Source organism: Maribacter litoralis (assembly GCF_902506355.1).
Taxonomy (GTDB): domain Bacteria; phylum Bacteroidota; class Bacteroidia; order Flavobacteriales; family Flavobacteriaceae; genus Maribacter; species Maribacter litoralis.
The window spans coordinates 2,536,180-2,552,459 of record NZ_LR733271.1; the positions used below are offsets into that span (position 1 = coordinate 2,536,180).

Below are 16,280 nucleotides of genomic sequence, written 5' to 3' on the forward strand. Positions count from 1 at the left end.
ACAGACAACTGTGTTATTTTAAAACATTGAAGGAACGATGAAAGGGTTACTCATTATATGTATGTTTTTATTAGGCTTCCTAATGGTAATCTCTTGTTCTGAAAATCAAGACTTTGATCAAATAGATGATTTGGCCATTGTTCCAAGTTATGAAACCAGTATTTTTTATGTTAAGGCGCAAGAAACCTTGATCAATAGAGTAGCCGGACTCAACTTTTTTACCCAAGATTTTAATTTTGATGCATTTGAAGAGCCTTTTTTTACCGAAAGGGTAGTATCTGGTGTATTGACCTATGAGCTGGAAAATACCACAAGCAAACCTATAGAGATCGTACTTGAATTTTTGGATACCAATGAAAATGTAATAGATACCGAAGTGTTTAGTATGGACCCAGCGCCCACTTCTGTTTTAAGTAGAGATGTAGCATATGGACCTACCGGTAAAAGTTTGGATATTATTAGAACAACATCAAAAATAAGACTGACAGCTGTAAATTTAGGAGATAACAGTAGCGAATCAAATATTCCCGACTCAGCTATAGAGCTTCGTTCTAGCGCGCAATTTACATTAGAATTGCAATGAGATTATCGCATTGCTTATTTATAATCAGCATGTTATTTGCTTTTGGGTTAAAAGCTCAAAACAAGCAAATACTCTACGATTTTAATGAAATTCCCCAATCATTGTCTTTGAATCCAGGTGTAGAATCAGATTTTAAATGGTTTGCAGGTGTACCACTATTATCTGGAGTTTATGGCAATTTTGGAACTAATGGTATTTCTGTTCATGATCTTTTTGCAGATGATGGTTTGGATATTAATGTGAAATTTAGGGAACGAGCCTTAAACGAACTATCGCCAAGAGATGAGTTTAGCTCTACGATTCAACTGGAATATCTTACAGGAGGTTTTAGAGGTAGAAATCCAAATATGTTTTATTCATTTGGGGGTTATCTTGAATTTGATAATATTACCTATTGGCCACAAGACTATGCTTTTTTAATATTTGATGGAAATGCCGACCAATTAGGTAGACGGTATGATTTGGGTGATTTTAAAACCCGTGGTTCTTTAGTGAACGTTTTACACTTTGGCATAAATAAAAAAGTTGACCGTAACTTAACTATTGGTGCTAGAGGTAAAATTTATTCTGGTATCGTTGATTATAGTTCAACACGTAACAGTGGGTCCTTAAGAAACATAGAAGGTCAGAATAATATTATATCATCAACCTTAAATGCCGATCTGCTTTTACAGACCTCTGGACTTCAAGATTTGGATGATGCCAATAATGATGATATGCTTACCAATGAAATTATAAGTAGGGCATTTTTTGGTGGAGATTTAGGTGTAGGTGTAGATGTTGGCTTTACGTACCACTTGTCTGAAAGAACTACCATTACCGGTAGCTTATTGGATGTAGGTTTTATTTATCATACCAGTGACCTAAAAAGTTATAGTCTTGATGGGAATACTACGGTTGAAGGTATTGAGATAGACATTCTAGAAAATTTTGCCAGTCTTGATAGGGATTTTTGGCAAGACTTGGTAGATGAGGTGGAAACTGCCGTACCTTTTGATACGGATACCAAAAGCTATATTACGTTTAGGCCTACAAAGTTATATGCATCCATTAGAAATGATTTTGGTGAACCTGTAGGCAATAGTGGTATGCAAAATTGTGATTGTACCGCAGGTTCTTCGGGTGGGGGAGAATTAAGAACCAAATATAGAAATTCGTTTGGAGGACAGGTTTATGTAATTAATAGACCACGGGGTCCGCAAATGGCCTTAACCGGTTTTTACATGCGTAGATTTGGAAATGGTTTGGCATTAAAAGGTACTTATACCGTAGATAAATTTAGTTATACCAATGTTGGTCTGGGAATGAACCTACAAGCCGGACCGGTTAATTTTTACATCATGGCAGATAACTTATTGTCTTATAATAATATTGCCGATTCTCACTATGCTTCGTTTCAATTTGGCTTAAATATCATATCTTGGGGGCGTAGAAAATAGTAAATCTTCTTACCTCAATTTTAAATTTTTGGCATGCTTTTTTCATATATTACCATGAATTTAAATTTTATATCGTTTTGAAAACTGTTATTACCATACTACTTACATTTATAGGATACGCAACTTTTGCCCAAGCAAACTTGAACGATTATAAATATATCATCGTTCCAAAAAAGTTTGATGCTTTCAAGAATATGAATGAACACCAAACAAGCACATTAATAAAATATCTTTTTACAGGTAAAGGTTTTACCACGGTATATGACGATCAATTACCCGAAGATTTAAAATTTAATAGATGTTTAGGGGTAATTGCGGATTTACAAGATGATAGCACTATGTTCTCTACTAAAACAACTGTAAACCTAATTGATTGCAACGATAATATTGTGTATAGTAGTATGCAAGGTATTAGTAAAGAGAAACAGTATAAAGAGGCCTATAATGAAGCTATTAGAGAGTCTATGCGTACATTCAATGGTGTTAATTATACTTACAGTGGTAAAAATGATAAGAAAGATGCAGTTACCGTTAGTTTTAAAAATGATGTGAAAAAGTTGGATGCCTCTAAAGCGGATAAAGTAGTACAGGCGGAAAAGGAAATGGAAGCTGCCACACCAATAAATAAAGAACCAGCCGTTATCTCTAAAGAAACAGAAAAGACACAGTATTATAAAGATAATGCTCCTGTAAAATCTAACATAGAAAAGGCAACAGCGGAAAAACCTGCTTTTAAAAGCTTAGAAGTAAACAAGTCTGCCATTAAGGATATTTGGTATGCGCAAGCCACCGAAACCGGGTATCAATTGGTAGATAGTTCACCAAAGGTTAGAATGAACTTGATGAAAAGTTCTGCCGATAACGTCTATATGGCCAAGACCGATACTAGAAATGGTATGGTATATCAAAAAGATGGTAAATGGATATTTGAATATTATGAAAATGATACTTTAGTTCAAGAAGAACTGAATATCAAATTTTAAAAATCATACTTTTCTTTCCACCTGTTTTTTAGAAAATCGCTAAGAGCTTTTTCCCTCGCATTGTTTCCAGGTTTATAGAAAGTAGTTCCGGTAAGTTCGTCCGGTAAAAATTCTGCATCTACAAAATTGTTTTGATAATCGTGGGCATATTTATATTCTTGTCCGTAACCAAGATCCTTCATTAATTTAGTAGGCGCATTTCTTAAAGGTAGCGGTACAGTTAAATTGCCCGTTTGCTTTACGGCTTGCTGGGCTTTCCCAATTGCCATATAGCTGGCATTACTCTTTGCCGAGGTAGCCAAGTATATTGCGCATTGACTAAGCACTATTCTGGCTTCTGGATAGCCAATAGTCGTTACAGCTTGAAAAGTGGTATTCGCCATAACTAACGCTGTAGGGTTTGCTAAGCCAATATCTTCAGAGGCAGATATAAGCATTCTACGTGCAATGAACTTTACATCTTCTCCACCTTCGATCATTCTAGCTAACCAATAAACGGCTCCGTTTGGGTCACTACCGCGTATAGATTTGATAAATGCAGAAACAATATCGTAATGTTGTTCCCCGGTTTTATCGTACAGTACTGTGTTCTTTTGAACTTTAGATAGTACTAAATCATCGGTAATAACAACTGTGTCACTTTCTTCTGAATTAACGACCAGTTCAAAAACATTCAGTAGTTTTCTTCCATCACCCCCTGATATACGCAATAAAGCTTCCGTTTCTTTAAGGTCTATTATTTTTGATTTAAGCAATGAATCCTTTTCCATTGCCCTTTTGATCAGGTTTTCTAAATCGGTTTTTCCGAAGGCATTTAAAATATAGACCTGACAGCGCGAAAGTAGGGCCGGTATAACTTCAAAACTCGGATTTTCGGTGGTAGCACCGATCAAAGTGACCCATCCTTTTTCTACAGCTGCTAAGAGCGAATCTTGTTGAGACTTACTAAAACGGTGTATCTCATCTATAAATAATATGGGGTTTTTGGCCGTAAATAGACCTCCAGCTTGTTTTGCCTTATCAATAACTTCACGAATGTCTTTAACCCCACTATTAATTGCACTAAGTACGTAAAAAGGTCTCTTACTTTCTTCTGCAATAATATTGGCCAAGGTTGTTTTTCCGGTGCCAGGTGGTCCCCATAGTATTAAAGAGGGAATAATACCCTTTTTAATTTGATGCGTAAGCGAGCCCTTTTCGCCCACCAAATGATGTTGACTTATGTACTCGTCTAATGTTTTTGGTCGTACCCGTTCTGCTAAAGGTTCATTCATAATACAAAAGTATGATAATCTTAAAAGAGATAAGAAAAGTAAGATGCCAATTGATTGTTAAGTAAGGATTAGAGTGACAATATGACCAATTTGAATAGAATGGTAGTATAATTGTAATTGATAATATCAAAAGAAGCTCATGTCGGAAATAGGACATTTTAAGTTTTCTAATAAAGTTGTAGCTATACCTCTTTTAGCTATGATACTTATATGGGCGGTATATTGGTTAGAGCTTTCTTTAGGAATTAATTTTAATGAATTTGGCGTTATGCCAAGAACTGTTACAGGTTTACGTGGTATAATATTATGTCCGTTTATTCATGGTTCTCTTGAGCATTTGTATAACAATACCATTCCTTTAGCAATTTTACTTTCAGCGTTGTGGTATTTTTATAGGGATGTCGCTTGGAAAGTTGTTGTTTATGGTGTTTTGTTATCTGGAATTATAACTTGGCTCATCGGTAGAACTTCATATCATATTGGAGCAAGTGGCCTTATCTATGTTCTGGCCAGTTTCGTATTCTTTAAGGGAGTTTTTAGCTCCTATTATAGATTGGTGGCGCTATCTTTAATAGTTGTATTTATCTACGGAAGTATGCTATGGTATATATTTCCAGTGAAAGAAGGTATGTCTTGGGAAGGTCATTTAGCAGGATTCATTACCGGATTGGTTTTAGCGAAAATGGTAAAGGCGCGTATTCCCCAAACTAAAAAATATGATTGGGAAAAAGACGACTATAATGAAGAAGATGATCTTTTTTTAAGACATTTTGATGAAAACGGAAACTTTAGGGAATTACCCATTGAAGAAGATTTCGAGGAAGAAGAAAGTTTTAAATACAACTACATCTTCAAGAAAAGCTCTAAAAGTGATTCAGATGGATAAATTGTAATTACAAACGTTGGCGAACCGCTTCGTATAAGAAAACGGCACATGCAACGGAAACATTCAACGATTCAATCTCACCTAATAATGGAAGTTTAGCTCTATAGTCAGAAGCTTTTAAAATAGAAGGTGTAATACCACGATCTTCAGCACCCATAACAATTGCTATAGAATCTGTAAAAGGAACATCATAAATAGAATCATCTGTTTTTTCGGTAGCCGAAACTATTTTAATATCTGATGCCTGTAGGTAAAATATAGCATCTTTTAAGTGGTCTACTTTTGCTATTGGCACTCTATATGCAGCACCGGCAGAAGTTTTTATGGTGTCTGCGGTTACAGGAGCGGCACCTTTCTTTTGAACAATGATTCCGTCAACTCCGGTACATTCCGCAGTTCTAATGATTGCACCAAAATTACGTACATCTGAAAGTTGGTCCAATAATAAAAATAAAGCGGGACCTTCTTTCTCGTTCGCTCTTTCCACTAAATCTTCAAGAGTATGAAATGCAATAGGGGAGATGTTGGCAACGGCACCTTGATGATTGTTTTTTGTTAACCTGTTCAGTTTTTCAATAGGCACATAGACCATATTAATTTCATTGCGACGCAATAAACCCTCTAATTCTTTCATAAGATCTCCTTTAAGACCTTTTTGTAGAAATACCTTATCTATTTCCTCATTGGAGTTAACAGCTTCTATGATGGCTCTTAAGCCATAAATTTGAGTGGTTTTTTGCATGGGGCAAAGGTAAATAAAAACCGCCCAACTATTGTTGGGCGGCTATTAATCTTAAGATTTAAATTTTTAGCTGTTTAAATAATCAAACACTTTAATTAAATCTTGCTCGTTCTTAATGTTTAAGCTGTTCTCTTTTAAAAATACTTTTACATCCTCTCTTTTAGAGGCATCAAGTAACTTTAAAAACTTTTTATTTTTTTGAGGAATCTGATCTATTCTGTTTACACCATCTTTCTGAAAATAATATTCGGTAAATTTTGTAAATCTACTAGGTACTGCTGCAACAAATGAGTTTTGCGCGGGTTGACCTTCAGTAAATTTAACTAGGGTTCTTTGGTAAAGGTCGTATTTACTACCTTTATCGAGTAGGGTTAAATAACCATTGGTCGTTGTATTTTTTTCAGTTACGAAAGTTTTAAAACTTAATGGTTTTGAATTTATTAATAAACTAATCTCTTTATCCTTTACCAAAGCTTGATATGGTTCATCTTCAGAAGAGGTTTTCTTTATTTCAATTTCCTCATTTAAGGCATTGTATCGATAATAAATTGAGCCTACTACTTCATCTTCATATTTTAATACAGTAGGGGCAAAGGTGTTTGAAGTATAAGGTGAACCTTGAAATTTATCTAAATCTATTTCTCTTCTTTTTTGATAAGCTTCGTTAACGGGACCCAAAAAATTTGCAATTGCTGCACCTGCCGCTGCATTTTGACTTGCACCGCCTAAATTGGATGGTACTTGCCCAGAATATTGTGCTTGTAAAGTTGTACTAGCTATAGTGGTAATAACTAACATTAAAATTTTTCTCATGGTATGGTTGTTTAAGAGGTATAATTTAGAAAATTTTTTTAACCTGCTTATATTCAGTATGTTTAATTTTTTGTTAATTCGAAAGTTCGCAGTTTATCATCGTTTATGCCTGCAACTAATAAAGTCTGGTCATTAAATTTTATGGATTCTGTACTTTTTACGTTGCCTTTAATGTAAAGTCCGGTTTTTTCCATCGATGCAGGTGTATACCCATCTTTTCCATTGGATATAAGTGCTAAACCAGAAACAGCATCGAGTCTAGGGGTTTCTACCTCCGTTTCATATATATTTCCAGAGATAACACAGTCTTCAAATCCGTCATTATTCAAATCAAAAACTGATATCGCTAAAATCGGAAATAATTGTGATTCACTAGGAAGCGTAATTTTTTCAAAGCTATTATTCCCTTTGTTCAATAGAAGAATGGAATTAAAATCGTTGACTTCGCCAGTATAAGATTCTTTTAATTTATCACCATAAATATCCTCCATAGAAGCCTGGGCAAAATCATTATAGGTAGAAAATTTCTCTTTAATAAACGGCATTTGTTGAGATGAGCATTCTCTACCTCTTACGGGTACATAGGTTTCATGATATTTCTTACTTAACACCACATCGTTAATACCATTATCATCAAAATCGTTGGCGTATATTTTAAAAGGTTTTTCTTCGCTAGCTGTAAATTTTATATTTCTACCAACATTGCCAACAATGTAATCTTTATTTCCATCATTGTTAATATCGGTCTCTTTCACCTTAAACCACCAGCCTTTAGTGTTAAGTACATTGCCTTCGACAGGTAGACGTTGGAATTTGCCATTTTTGTTTTCGAACATTCCAATTGGTGTCCATTCACCTACAGCTATAAAGTCTTGCCATCCATCATTATTAAAATCTGTTGTGATAATACTATTGATCAAACCAAAATTTTCCAATTCTGGTACAATGGTATTTGTAACATTTTTCAAAACACCGTTATCATTTTCATATAGTATGGATGCACTATACTTCGGATAGTTATGAGGTATAATTCTATTACCTACTAATACATCGTTGTCACCATCTTTGTCGAAATCTATTATTGTGACAGATTTACCACTTTTTGGAAAGGATTGTAAAATAGGAGTGTCTAATTTTTCAAAATTTCCCTTACCGTCATTTATGTACAATCTATCGGCATAATATGAAGAGCTTTCTCCATATTCATTTCCCCCGCTAACCACATATAGATCTAAATCATTATCATTGTCAAAATCAAAAAATACAGATTCAGCATCCTCTTTTTCTTTATCCAATTCAAAACATTTTTGTGTGTTCTTAATAAATCCATTTGCTGTCTGAAGGAATAAAGCACCTGCTTGTCTTGAACCTCCGCCAACATACATGTCTTCTTTACCATCGCCATTTACATCGCCTTTAGCTAAAAATGGACCAGTGTTAGACTGTTTGTAAGGTAGTAGGATTTCTTGCTCAAAATCATCATAAGTTGTTTCTTGATGACGGTAATTTAAGCTAAGGTCTTTTGTGTTTTTTAAATTAAAAAAGGGAGTGCTTACCAATGTTGATTTTAATATCGGATCAACAGACTCTTCTTCTAAGAATTTTAATGAAGAGTTAGCCTCAACGTTTAATTTGTATGACACTTTTCCACTAAGCCATTCCACTTTTACTGTGTCAATAATTTTTGAACTGCCTATACCAAAGTGGGCGGAATTTTCTTGAGAAGACATGTAGCCTCTTATTCTTTTTATTTCTTGGTGCTGTGTTTTATTATTATAGGAAATTGTGATTTTGGCAAAAGATTCTGGTGTATTATCTAGGGTTGTAACTTTTAGAAAATTACCAAGGTTGTTGTCTACAGTTGTATTCTTATATAATAAAGCTTTTTGATCGATATTGTTAATGACCAAATCCAAGTCACCATCATTGTCAAAATCGCCTTGTGCCGCTCCATTGCTAAAAGTTAGTTCATTAAGCCCCCAGTCATTACTGATTTCTTGAAACTTTAAATCTCCTTTATTTGTATACATTAAGTTGCTTAGACTTTCAGATGGCATTTCATTATAAAGTTGTTGTTTTAAATTGCTTGGTATATTGCCTTTATATTTAATTTTTGCATTATAAACTTTGTTCTGGAAATCATTGTCTAGGGCGTATTTGCGATATCCATTAGTAATAAACACATCTTTTTCTCCGTCATTATTATAGTCGGACATTAAGACAGACCAGCTCCAATCTGAGCTTGCCATTCCCGTAAGTTGTGCTATGTTTGAGAAATGATCGTTTCCTTGATTCAACTGTAGGGAGTTGAACATATATTGATGTTGAAAGCCGGCTGTATTTGTTAAGAAGTTAAATCTTTCTACACTCATAGATGCCATAAGGGTTTTTGCTCTAAAATGGTCATTTGATGCCATATCCAGTACAAATATATCTTGCAAGTTATCGTTGTTGATATCGGCAATATCCAAGCCCATACCATAAAATGAAATTTGTTGTGTTAATTCGTTAACGGAGTTGATAAATAGCCCCTTCTGATTGTTAATGTATAGAGCATCTGGTAAATAATAGTCGCTGGACATATAAATATCTAGGTATCCATCAGAATTTATATCGGATACACAAAGACCTAAACCAAATATGGGGTTTTCTAAACCTACTTCTTTAGTGACGTCTATGTATTTTCCGTCAACATTTTTATAAAAATGACTACTGTTGAAGTATTTTGATTCGTTGGAAGTATTTACGGTTTTTAATAGGGAAATAGGATCCAGACCATAAAGTTCATTTTCATTCATAACTATGCAATCTAAATCACCATCTTTATCATAATCGAAAAAAGCAGTTTGGGTTGAAATACCTGGATCATCTAAACCGTATTCCTGTGCTTTTTCGGTAAAAGTTAAGTCTTGATTGTTAATGAATAATAGATTGTTCCTATTACTTCTATTATTTGGACCGCCTTGGGAAACATATATATCTTGCCAGCCATCATTGTTGATGTCTACGAATGTAATGCCGTTGCACCATTTTTTATTAATGTTGATGCCTGCCAAAGAAGAGATATCCTCAAATCTAAAATTTCCTTTATTTAAGTACAGTTTATTCTCAACTTGATTACCAGAAAAGAAGATGTCCAATAAGCCGTCATTGTTAATATCTTCTACGCCGACTCCGGCTCCATTATAGAAGTAATCAAAATTGAATACATTTTCATAGGTTTCAACATTTTCCTTTAGATTATTAATGAAATCTATAGAACTGTACTCACTTGGAATGCTTTCAAAAATTTTAGTATTGCTGTCTTCTTTTAGAGCAATTTCTTTTGTGTTGTTATTTGTTTGTTCAGAGCAGGAATACATAGCAGACAGTAATGACATAGAAATAATTTTAGCCATTTTTTTTATTCTGTTGGTCTCTAATACAAGTTTCATAAGGGGAAGTTAAATGTTGCTATAAACAAAATAGCTGCCTTAGTTTAAGTTAAGGCAGCTATATTAATAAATGAAATATTATTTAAGATTACCCACCACAGATATTCAATGTTTGAATACCAACAGCTGGTGTTGGTCCGTCAGAAAGAGCTAACTCTTCTGTTGGTGCAATAATTTCATAAGTAATTTCACCATCCCAGTCTCCTGAAGAAAACGCTAAAGTAAACTCTGTAGTTCCTTCTGGTACTGTAAATGTTTCGGTGCCTGCAGCTCCGCTATCTAGTGTGTAAGATGTTTCCACACCGTCAATAACTACATCTATCGAAGCACCGTTCCATCCATCACCGTAACTATCTTCAAGCTCTATAGTATACTCACCGGCAACTGGTGCAGGAGGAATACATTTAATTATAGGTGCATAGAAAAAAGGTGCGTTAAAGAAAGAACCTGTAATAGTACCTGTACTATCATCATTGGTAAAAGTTCTTCCGTCAGTTAATGTTAATATTAAACGAAACTGAATTGCATCTCCACCATCAAAGTCGCCTTCAACTAAACCTAATTGAGATAAAGCATTTGCTAAGGTTGTTTCATAGCTTGCTCTTGGTAATCCAAATTCACCATCGGTAAAATCAGCTGGTAAAAAAGTCTCGATTAAAATTTCATCGACTGTAGAGTCACCATTTGCTTCTGTATTATCTTCAAAACTAATGTAAAGGTCCACTTTTTCTAAAAGATCACCATCTTCGTAATCTTGTTCTTCAAAGGTAAACCCAAAGGTGGTTGAAGTGTCAAAACGATCAAAAATACCGTCTGCTTCAATTGTTCTAAGAACTGCACCTCTAGTTGTTTCGTCAAAAACAGTGTCAATAACTTTGTCACCATCATCACATGATGATATTAGTAGCGTAGAAACACCTAGAATAGCGCCTAATATTTTATTGTTTATTTTCATTTTCTTATTTTTTAGTTAGCAGATGGGAATGCTGGTCCGGCTGGATTTGTATCCCAAAATACTTGAGTTGATAAATCTGATTTCTGCGATACATTTGAGTTTGTAATAACCTCTGTCTGAGGATACAAAAATGATCTTGGGAAAGCACCTGGATTTAACTCCCAGTTTGGAGCCAATGTAGTAGGGAAGCCAGTTCTTCTATAATAGTTATATGCTTCAACACCACCACCGTAAAGTGCTATCCAGTATTGTTCAGATAAAATATTCATTTGATCATCTCCTGTTGCAGCTAGGTAATCAGCAACCGTATCTTCAATGTAAGTAGTAACTTCATCATCAGAAGGGGCTACAGATAAATCTGCACCAGAATCCAATGATCCAAAACTTTGAACTTTAGCTATAGACTTGGTCATTGCAGACTCTAAGAAAGTTGCTTTTTCAGCTGCAGATGAAGCCATTTCAGCTTGCCAGAAATCAACATAAGATGCTAAGATGATCGGCTCTATACCGCCACCTCCGCCACCAAGGCCAAGACCTACAACATCAAAGCTGCTATCGTCAAAACGACCTCCTGCAGGGTAAACACCTACAGCCGTTCTTTGGAAACCATCTGGAGGGGTACCTTCATTGTTACCATGAGATCTGCCCCAGTATCCGTTAGGTACGGAACAATAGATGAAGCCGTCATAATGTGCCGGTGCTGTAGCTAATGAACAAGCTAATAGCTCTTCATTGGCTGGTTCACCCGCTGCACCTGGAGTAGCGCTTTCTTGACGATAGAAATAATATCTAATCCTAGGATCGTTTTTCACCATCATGTTGTTCATCAACCAGTTATTTTGGTAAATGTTTGCACCACTAGTGGTGTAATCATCTTGATAATCTGGGTGACGTGTATCTGGTTGTAATTCTCTAGTTCCATATTGCCATTGAAAATCATCTGCAGAATCAGCAATATATTCACCTCCAGCAATTATAGAATTAAATGTACTTGTGTCACCGGTAGTAACAGCAGCTTTTAATCTAATAGTGTTAATTAATTTAATCCAATTTTCAGTATCACCACCGTAAAAGAAATCTTCTCCACCTTGGGTTGAAGGGTCAGCTGCAAATAATGCTTCTGCTTCGCTTAAAAGAGCTAACGCTCCTGTATAAACATCTTGACCATCATCTAACATAGGAGCTGGAAAATCTACTGGATTACCTGCTTCGCTCAATGTCGCTTTTCCAAGATAATCAACTAACAATAAAAGCATGTGAGCTTTTAATGTTTGACCTACGGCAATATGGAAAGAGTAATCAATATCACTTTCAGCATCTATAGTTTGCAAGTTGTCAACATTAGGGAAAATACCTAGGTCAACAGCAGTGCTAAAAACATCACCATTTCCATCTGTACTACTGTACAAACGTTCCCAGATGTCATCAAACGTATCACCAGGGTATGTGTTAAAGTAGTTACGACCAAGCATGTAATCAATTCTAGTTAATTCAGAACCAATATCATTTATTGTATACATGTTAGCAACATACGCTAATTGAATTGAATTCAATAATAGGTTAGGATCTGCTTGATCAGCAGCAAGATCATTAGGGCTAGTCCTAAGATCTAGATCTGTTGTTTCACAAGAGTTGAATAACACTCCAGCTGCAAAAACAACGGTTATATATTTAATTATTTTTTTCATAATATTTCTATTAATTAAGATTAGCAATTTTTAAAAGGTTGCTTTAATACTAACTCCATATCTTCTAGAACTTGGACCGTTGATAAAGTCAAAACCTTGAGAGTTACCAACACCAGCACCTTGAATGTTTGGATCGAAGTTAGCTCCATCTGGTGTGTTGTAAGCATCATACCAAAGGTTAAATCCTTGGGCAGTGATTGTCAATGAACCGAAAGGAGTTCTTTCTAATGCTTTTGCAGGGAAAGTGTATCCTAAAGAAAGTTCTTGTAAACGTACTACAGAAGCATCATAAACTTTTAATTCTGTTGGTCCGAATAAGATGTTGTTGAAGTAGTAAGTAGAGTTATTGATCTGCTTATTGTTTACTTCTCCAGTGCTCTGAGATACACCAGGTAAAATATAAGTGTTCTCTCTATCTAAAGTTTCAGTAATTAAACCTCTACCTAATAATGTACCAATAGTGTTAGAAACTATGTCACCACCTTTGGTATGACTAATTTGAAAACCTAAATTCCAATTCTTGTAAGAAAGAGAGTTTATGATGTTCATAATATAATCAGGGTTTGGGTTACCGATGATTGGAACATTACCATTAGCATCTACCTCTGTAGTTACATAATCACCACCATCATCAATTAAGAAGTTGCCATCCGCATCTCTTGCAATTGCATCACCTACAATAACACCTAACTGCTCACCTTTAATTGCGGCGTTACCACCTACTGATAAAGTTGAACTACCAGCATAGATAATGATATCTTGCTCTTGCTCAGTTACTATAAATTTGTTTTTAGTGAAGTTAGCTCTTGTGTTCCAGTTGAAGTTGTCACCTCTTACCCAGTCAACACCTAAATCTATTTCAATACCATCACCTTCTATTTTACCTACGTTACTTTGTGTGAAAGTAAAACCGGTTGAAGGAGAAAGAGGCTCTCTAACGATCAAGTCTTTTGTAGTTCTGTCAAAATATGTGAAATCTAAAGAAACTCTATTGTTAAAGAATTTAGATTCAAATCCTACTTCAAATTCTGATAATAGCTCAGGTTTTAAGTCAGGATTAGCTTTGAAAGCAGCAACCTGGTTGGTTGTAACTTCACCGCCTTCACCATATACTTGCGTATTTTGCTCAACAACACTAACAGTTGGATAAGCAGTTGGGAAAGTCGCAGACTGTCCTAAACCAGCTCTTAATTTCAAGAAGTTAAGACCTTTTTCAGATTTAATACCAGGCCAAGCAGCAGTAGGCAAGAAAGATGCACTAGCACTTGGATATGTTTGACTGTTGTTTTCTGTAGTTAAGTTAGAAACCCAGTCAGTTCTAGTAGATGCTGTAAGGAATAACATGTTGTCGTAGTCCAAAGTAACCTGTCCTAATAAACCAGCAATATTTCTTTTTTCAGAATATTGAATAGGGGATTGGTTAGAGTAGTTAAAATGTCTCTGTATGTCAAATACAATTTGACCAGTACTAGCAACACCCTGCTGATCAAAAGTTGTAGATCTTGTTGTAGCACCTGCGTTGAATGACAAACCTAATTTTTCAGATAAATCATAATTACCATTAAGGGCTAAATAGTGGTCCCAAATCGTATTATTGTTATCATAGGTATTCAAGAAACCAAATATTGCACTTGTAAATGCAACACCACCCTTATTAGAGTATTGTTCATTTCTTTCATTATAATAATCTAAACCTGCTCTATAGGTCATGTTTAGGTTATCATTGATGTCATATTGTACAGAAGCATTCCAGAAAACACGTGTTGTTAACTGAGAGTATTTTACGTTATTTTCAGTCCAACGTGGGTTGATAATGTCATTACCATTTCTATAGTATACACTAGAACCATCAATTGGGTTTTGATATGGTAAACCTAATAAATCTACACTTCGTGGTGTAAAATATATATTACCAAAAATTGATAGACCAGTTGTACCGTTACCTTCACTTGCCGCAATTGGAGGTGAGCTATAATCAGTTCTAGAGTAATTCATAGCACCAGAAACAGTAAACCTGTTTGATAGTTTAGATCTACCTCCCAAAGAAATGTTGGCTCTTGTTAAACCGTTACCTGGAACGAAAGATTCATCGTCTAAATAACCAAAGTTAGCGTTGAAAGTTGTATTTCCATCTTCAGAAGCACCATTAATGTTAACAGAGGTAGAACTTACTGAACCTGGCTTAAAGTAATCTTCAACAGAATCGTAAGGTTTCCAATCATATCTTGTCCCTTGTAATTCAGGAAATGCTTCTCTAGTAGCAGCAACTGCTGTACTACTATAAGGATGTTCTAAAGTTCCATTTTCATCAATTGCAGATTGTCTTCCCCAACCTGAAAGACCGCTTTCTTCAAAACTTGGTCCCCAATTACTAAAGAACCAACCAAATGCTTGATCAAAACCATTACCGTATTCATCTTGGTAATCCGGTAATGAAGCAAATTCGTTAACAAAGTAAGATTGGTTAACTGTAATTTCAGTTTTCTTCTTACCACCAACAGCAGAGCCTGCTTTAGTTGTAATTAGAATTACACCATTTTTACCTTGAGAACCGTAAAGTGTTGCAGCTGCAAGACCTTTCAATACTTCAATTTTTGCAATGTTGTTTGGGTCTAAATCTAAAAATCTAGAAGAACCAGTGTTACCTGTTAAAAAGTTAGAACCACCACCATTTGTATCCTGTGCGTTAGTATCACTACTAAAAGGTACACCATCAACAACAAAAAGAGCTTGGTTACTTCCACTAAAGGAACTTAAACCCCTTACTACAACATTTGTCGCAGAACCAGACATACCACCTGCAGCGGTAATCTGTACACCAGATGCTTTTCCCGAAAGTACACGGGCAACATCACCTTCAGAACGAGACTCCAAATCTTCTTCGTCTACAGATGATACTGCAAAACCTAAAGCTTTTTTCTCACGTTTAATACCTTGAGCGGTAACAACCACTTCTTCCAGTGCTTGTGCATCTTCTTCCATTTGCACATTTACTGTGTTACCGGCACCAACCGATTGTCTAACGGCTTTTTGACCAATGTAAGTAAATAATAATGTTTCGCCTTGTGAGGCCATAATGGAATAGTTACCATCAAAATCTGTTTGAGTACCAGTAGTGGTACCTTCAACTACGATGTTAACCCCGGGCAAAGGAAGCCCTCCCTGATCAGTAACCGTACCGGAAACTGTTTTTTGCTGTGCAAAAGAAATATGCACAACTAACGCCAATAGTAGCGTTAACAATCCATTTAGTTTTGTTCTCATTTTTAAATTATTTGAATTAGCTAGCGACAAACTTCACAATAATGTGTTAATAATGCAAGATAATTTTAATAAAACTTTAAGAACTTGTTATAAAATTCGGAGTTACAGATTAAACACGATCCATATTTAAAGTTATATAATTCAACACGGTTTTTTTTATCATATTCATAATTCTGCAGAAAAAGTCCAAAAAACCTGCATTTAATTTAAAGTGAAAAT

General features: G+C 35.2%; 11 protein-coding genes. 4 read left to right on the top strand and 7 right to left on the bottom strand.

Features of this window, described 5'->3' with window-relative positions; genetic code table 11:
- Positions 1–61: 61 nt before the first annotated feature.
- The 3 genes from EXIGUO8A_RS10540 (at position 62) to EXIGUO8A_RS10550 (ending at position 3,005) form a co-directional block, all read left to right on the top strand.
- On the top strand, positions 62–583 hold the full coding sequence (locus tag EXIGUO8A_RS10540; protein ID WP_236564469.1) for a hypothetical protein: 522 nt from the start codon (positions 62–64) through the stop codon (positions 581–583).
- Positions 580–2,022 (top strand): DUF5723 family protein, encoded by a 1,443-nt coding sequence (locus tag EXIGUO8A_RS10545; RefSeq protein ID WP_159303101.1) that lies wholly within the window; start codon positions 580–582, stop codon positions 2,020–2,022. The genes EXIGUO8A_RS10540 and EXIGUO8A_RS10545 overlap by 4 nt, the downstream gene beginning before the upstream one ends.
- 77 nt (positions 2,023–2,099) lie before the next feature.
- Complete coding sequence (locus tag EXIGUO8A_RS10550) at positions 2,100–3,005, top strand: hypothetical protein (protein WP_159303102.1); 906 nt, start codon at positions 2,100–2,102, stop codon at positions 3,003–3,005.
- Here the strand turns inward: EXIGUO8A_RS10550 and EXIGUO8A_RS10555 are convergent.
- Entirely contained in the window at positions 3,002–4,279 is a 1,278-nt protein-coding gene (locus EXIGUO8A_RS10555) for a replication-associated recombination protein A (RefSeq protein ID WP_159303103.1), read from the bottom strand. The genes EXIGUO8A_RS10550 and EXIGUO8A_RS10555 overlap by 4 nt on opposite strands.
- 139 nt (positions 4,280–4,418) lie before the next feature.
- Between EXIGUO8A_RS10555 and EXIGUO8A_RS10560 the strand changes: the two genes are divergently transcribed.
- The gene (locus EXIGUO8A_RS10560; protein ID WP_159303104.1) at positions 4,419–5,165 is read left to right on the top strand and encodes a rhomboid family intramembrane serine protease; all 747 of its coding nucleotides are present in this window, start codon (positions 4,419–4,421) and stop codon (positions 5,163–5,165) included.
- A gap of 7 nt (positions 5,166–5,172) precedes the next feature.
- Here EXIGUO8A_RS10560 and rlmB read toward each other — a convergent pair whose 3' ends face one another.
- The 6 genes from rlmB to EXIGUO8A_RS10590 form a co-directional block, all read right to left on the bottom strand.
- Positions 5,173–5,907 (bottom strand): 23S rRNA (guanosine(2251)-2'-O)-methyltransferase RlmB, encoded by a 735-nt coding sequence (gene rlmB, locus EXIGUO8A_RS10565; protein WP_159303105.1) that lies wholly within the window; start codon positions 5,905–5,907, stop codon positions 5,173–5,175.
- Between the two features lie 66 nt (positions 5,908–5,973).
- A complete protein-coding gene (locus EXIGUO8A_RS10570) occupies positions 5,974–6,720 on the bottom strand; it encodes a hypothetical protein (protein WP_159303106.1) in 747 nt (248 codons plus the stop codon).
- A 62-nt stretch (positions 6,721–6,782) separates the two neighbouring features.
- Entirely contained in the window at positions 6,783–10,154 is a 3,372-nt protein-coding gene (locus EXIGUO8A_RS10575; RefSeq protein ID WP_159303107.1) for a VCBS repeat-containing protein, read from the bottom strand.
- An 88-nt stretch (positions 10,155–10,242) separates the two neighbouring features.
- Entirely contained in the window at positions 10,243–11,109 is an 867-nt protein-coding gene (locus EXIGUO8A_RS10580; RefSeq protein ID WP_159303108.1) for a hypothetical protein, read from the bottom strand.
- A gap of 11 nt (positions 11,110–11,120) precedes the next feature.
- Entirely contained in the window at positions 11,121–12,797 is a 1,677-nt protein-coding gene (locus EXIGUO8A_RS10585; RefSeq protein WP_116770425.1) for a SusD/RagB family nutrient-binding outer membrane lipoprotein, read from the bottom strand.
- A 30-nt stretch (positions 12,798–12,827) separates the two neighbouring features.
- Positions 12,828–16,061: a SusC/RagA family TonB-linked outer membrane protein gene (locus EXIGUO8A_RS10590; RefSeq protein ID WP_159303109.1), complete on the bottom strand. Its 3,234-nt coding sequence runs from the start codon at positions 16,059–16,061 to the stop codon at positions 12,828–12,830.
- Positions 16,062–16,280: the final 219 nt, after the last annotated feature.

Coding starts and splice junctions, on each gene's coding strand:
- EXIGUO8A_RS10540 (WP_236564469.1), top strand. CDS start 62: ATGTTTTTATTAGGCTTCCTAATGGTAATCTCTTGTTCTGAAAATCAA.
- EXIGUO8A_RS10545 (WP_159303101.1), top strand. CDS start 580: ATGAGATTATCGCATTGCTTATTTATAATCAGCATGTTATTTGCTTTT.
- EXIGUO8A_RS10555 (WP_159303103.1), bottom strand. CDS start 4,279: ATGAATGAACCTTTAGCAGAACGGGTACGACCAAAAACATTAGACGAG.
- EXIGUO8A_RS10560 (WP_159303104.1), top strand. CDS start 4,419: ATGTCGGAAATAGGACATTTTAAGTTTTCTAATAAAGTTGTAGCTATA.
- rlmB (WP_159303105.1), bottom strand. CDS start 5,907: ATGCAAAAAACCACTCAAATTTATGGCTTAAGAGCCATCATAGAAGCT.
- EXIGUO8A_RS10570 (WP_159303106.1), bottom strand. CDS start 6,720: ATGAGAAAAATTTTAATGTTAGTTATTACCACTATAGCTAGTACAACT.
- EXIGUO8A_RS10575 (WP_159303107.1), bottom strand. CDS start 10,154: ATGAAACTTGTATTAGAGACCAACAGAATAAAAAAAATGGCTAAAATT.
- EXIGUO8A_RS10580 (WP_159303108.1), bottom strand. CDS start 11,109: ATGAAAATAAACAATAAAATATTAGGCGCTATTCTAGGTGTTTCTACG.
- EXIGUO8A_RS10585 (WP_116770425.1), bottom strand. CDS start 12,797: ATGAAAAAAATAATTAAATATATAACCGTTGTTTTTGCAGCTGGAGTG.
- EXIGUO8A_RS10590 (WP_159303109.1), bottom strand. CDS start 16,061: ATGAGAACAAAACTAAATGGATTGTTAACGCTACTATTGGCGTTAGTT.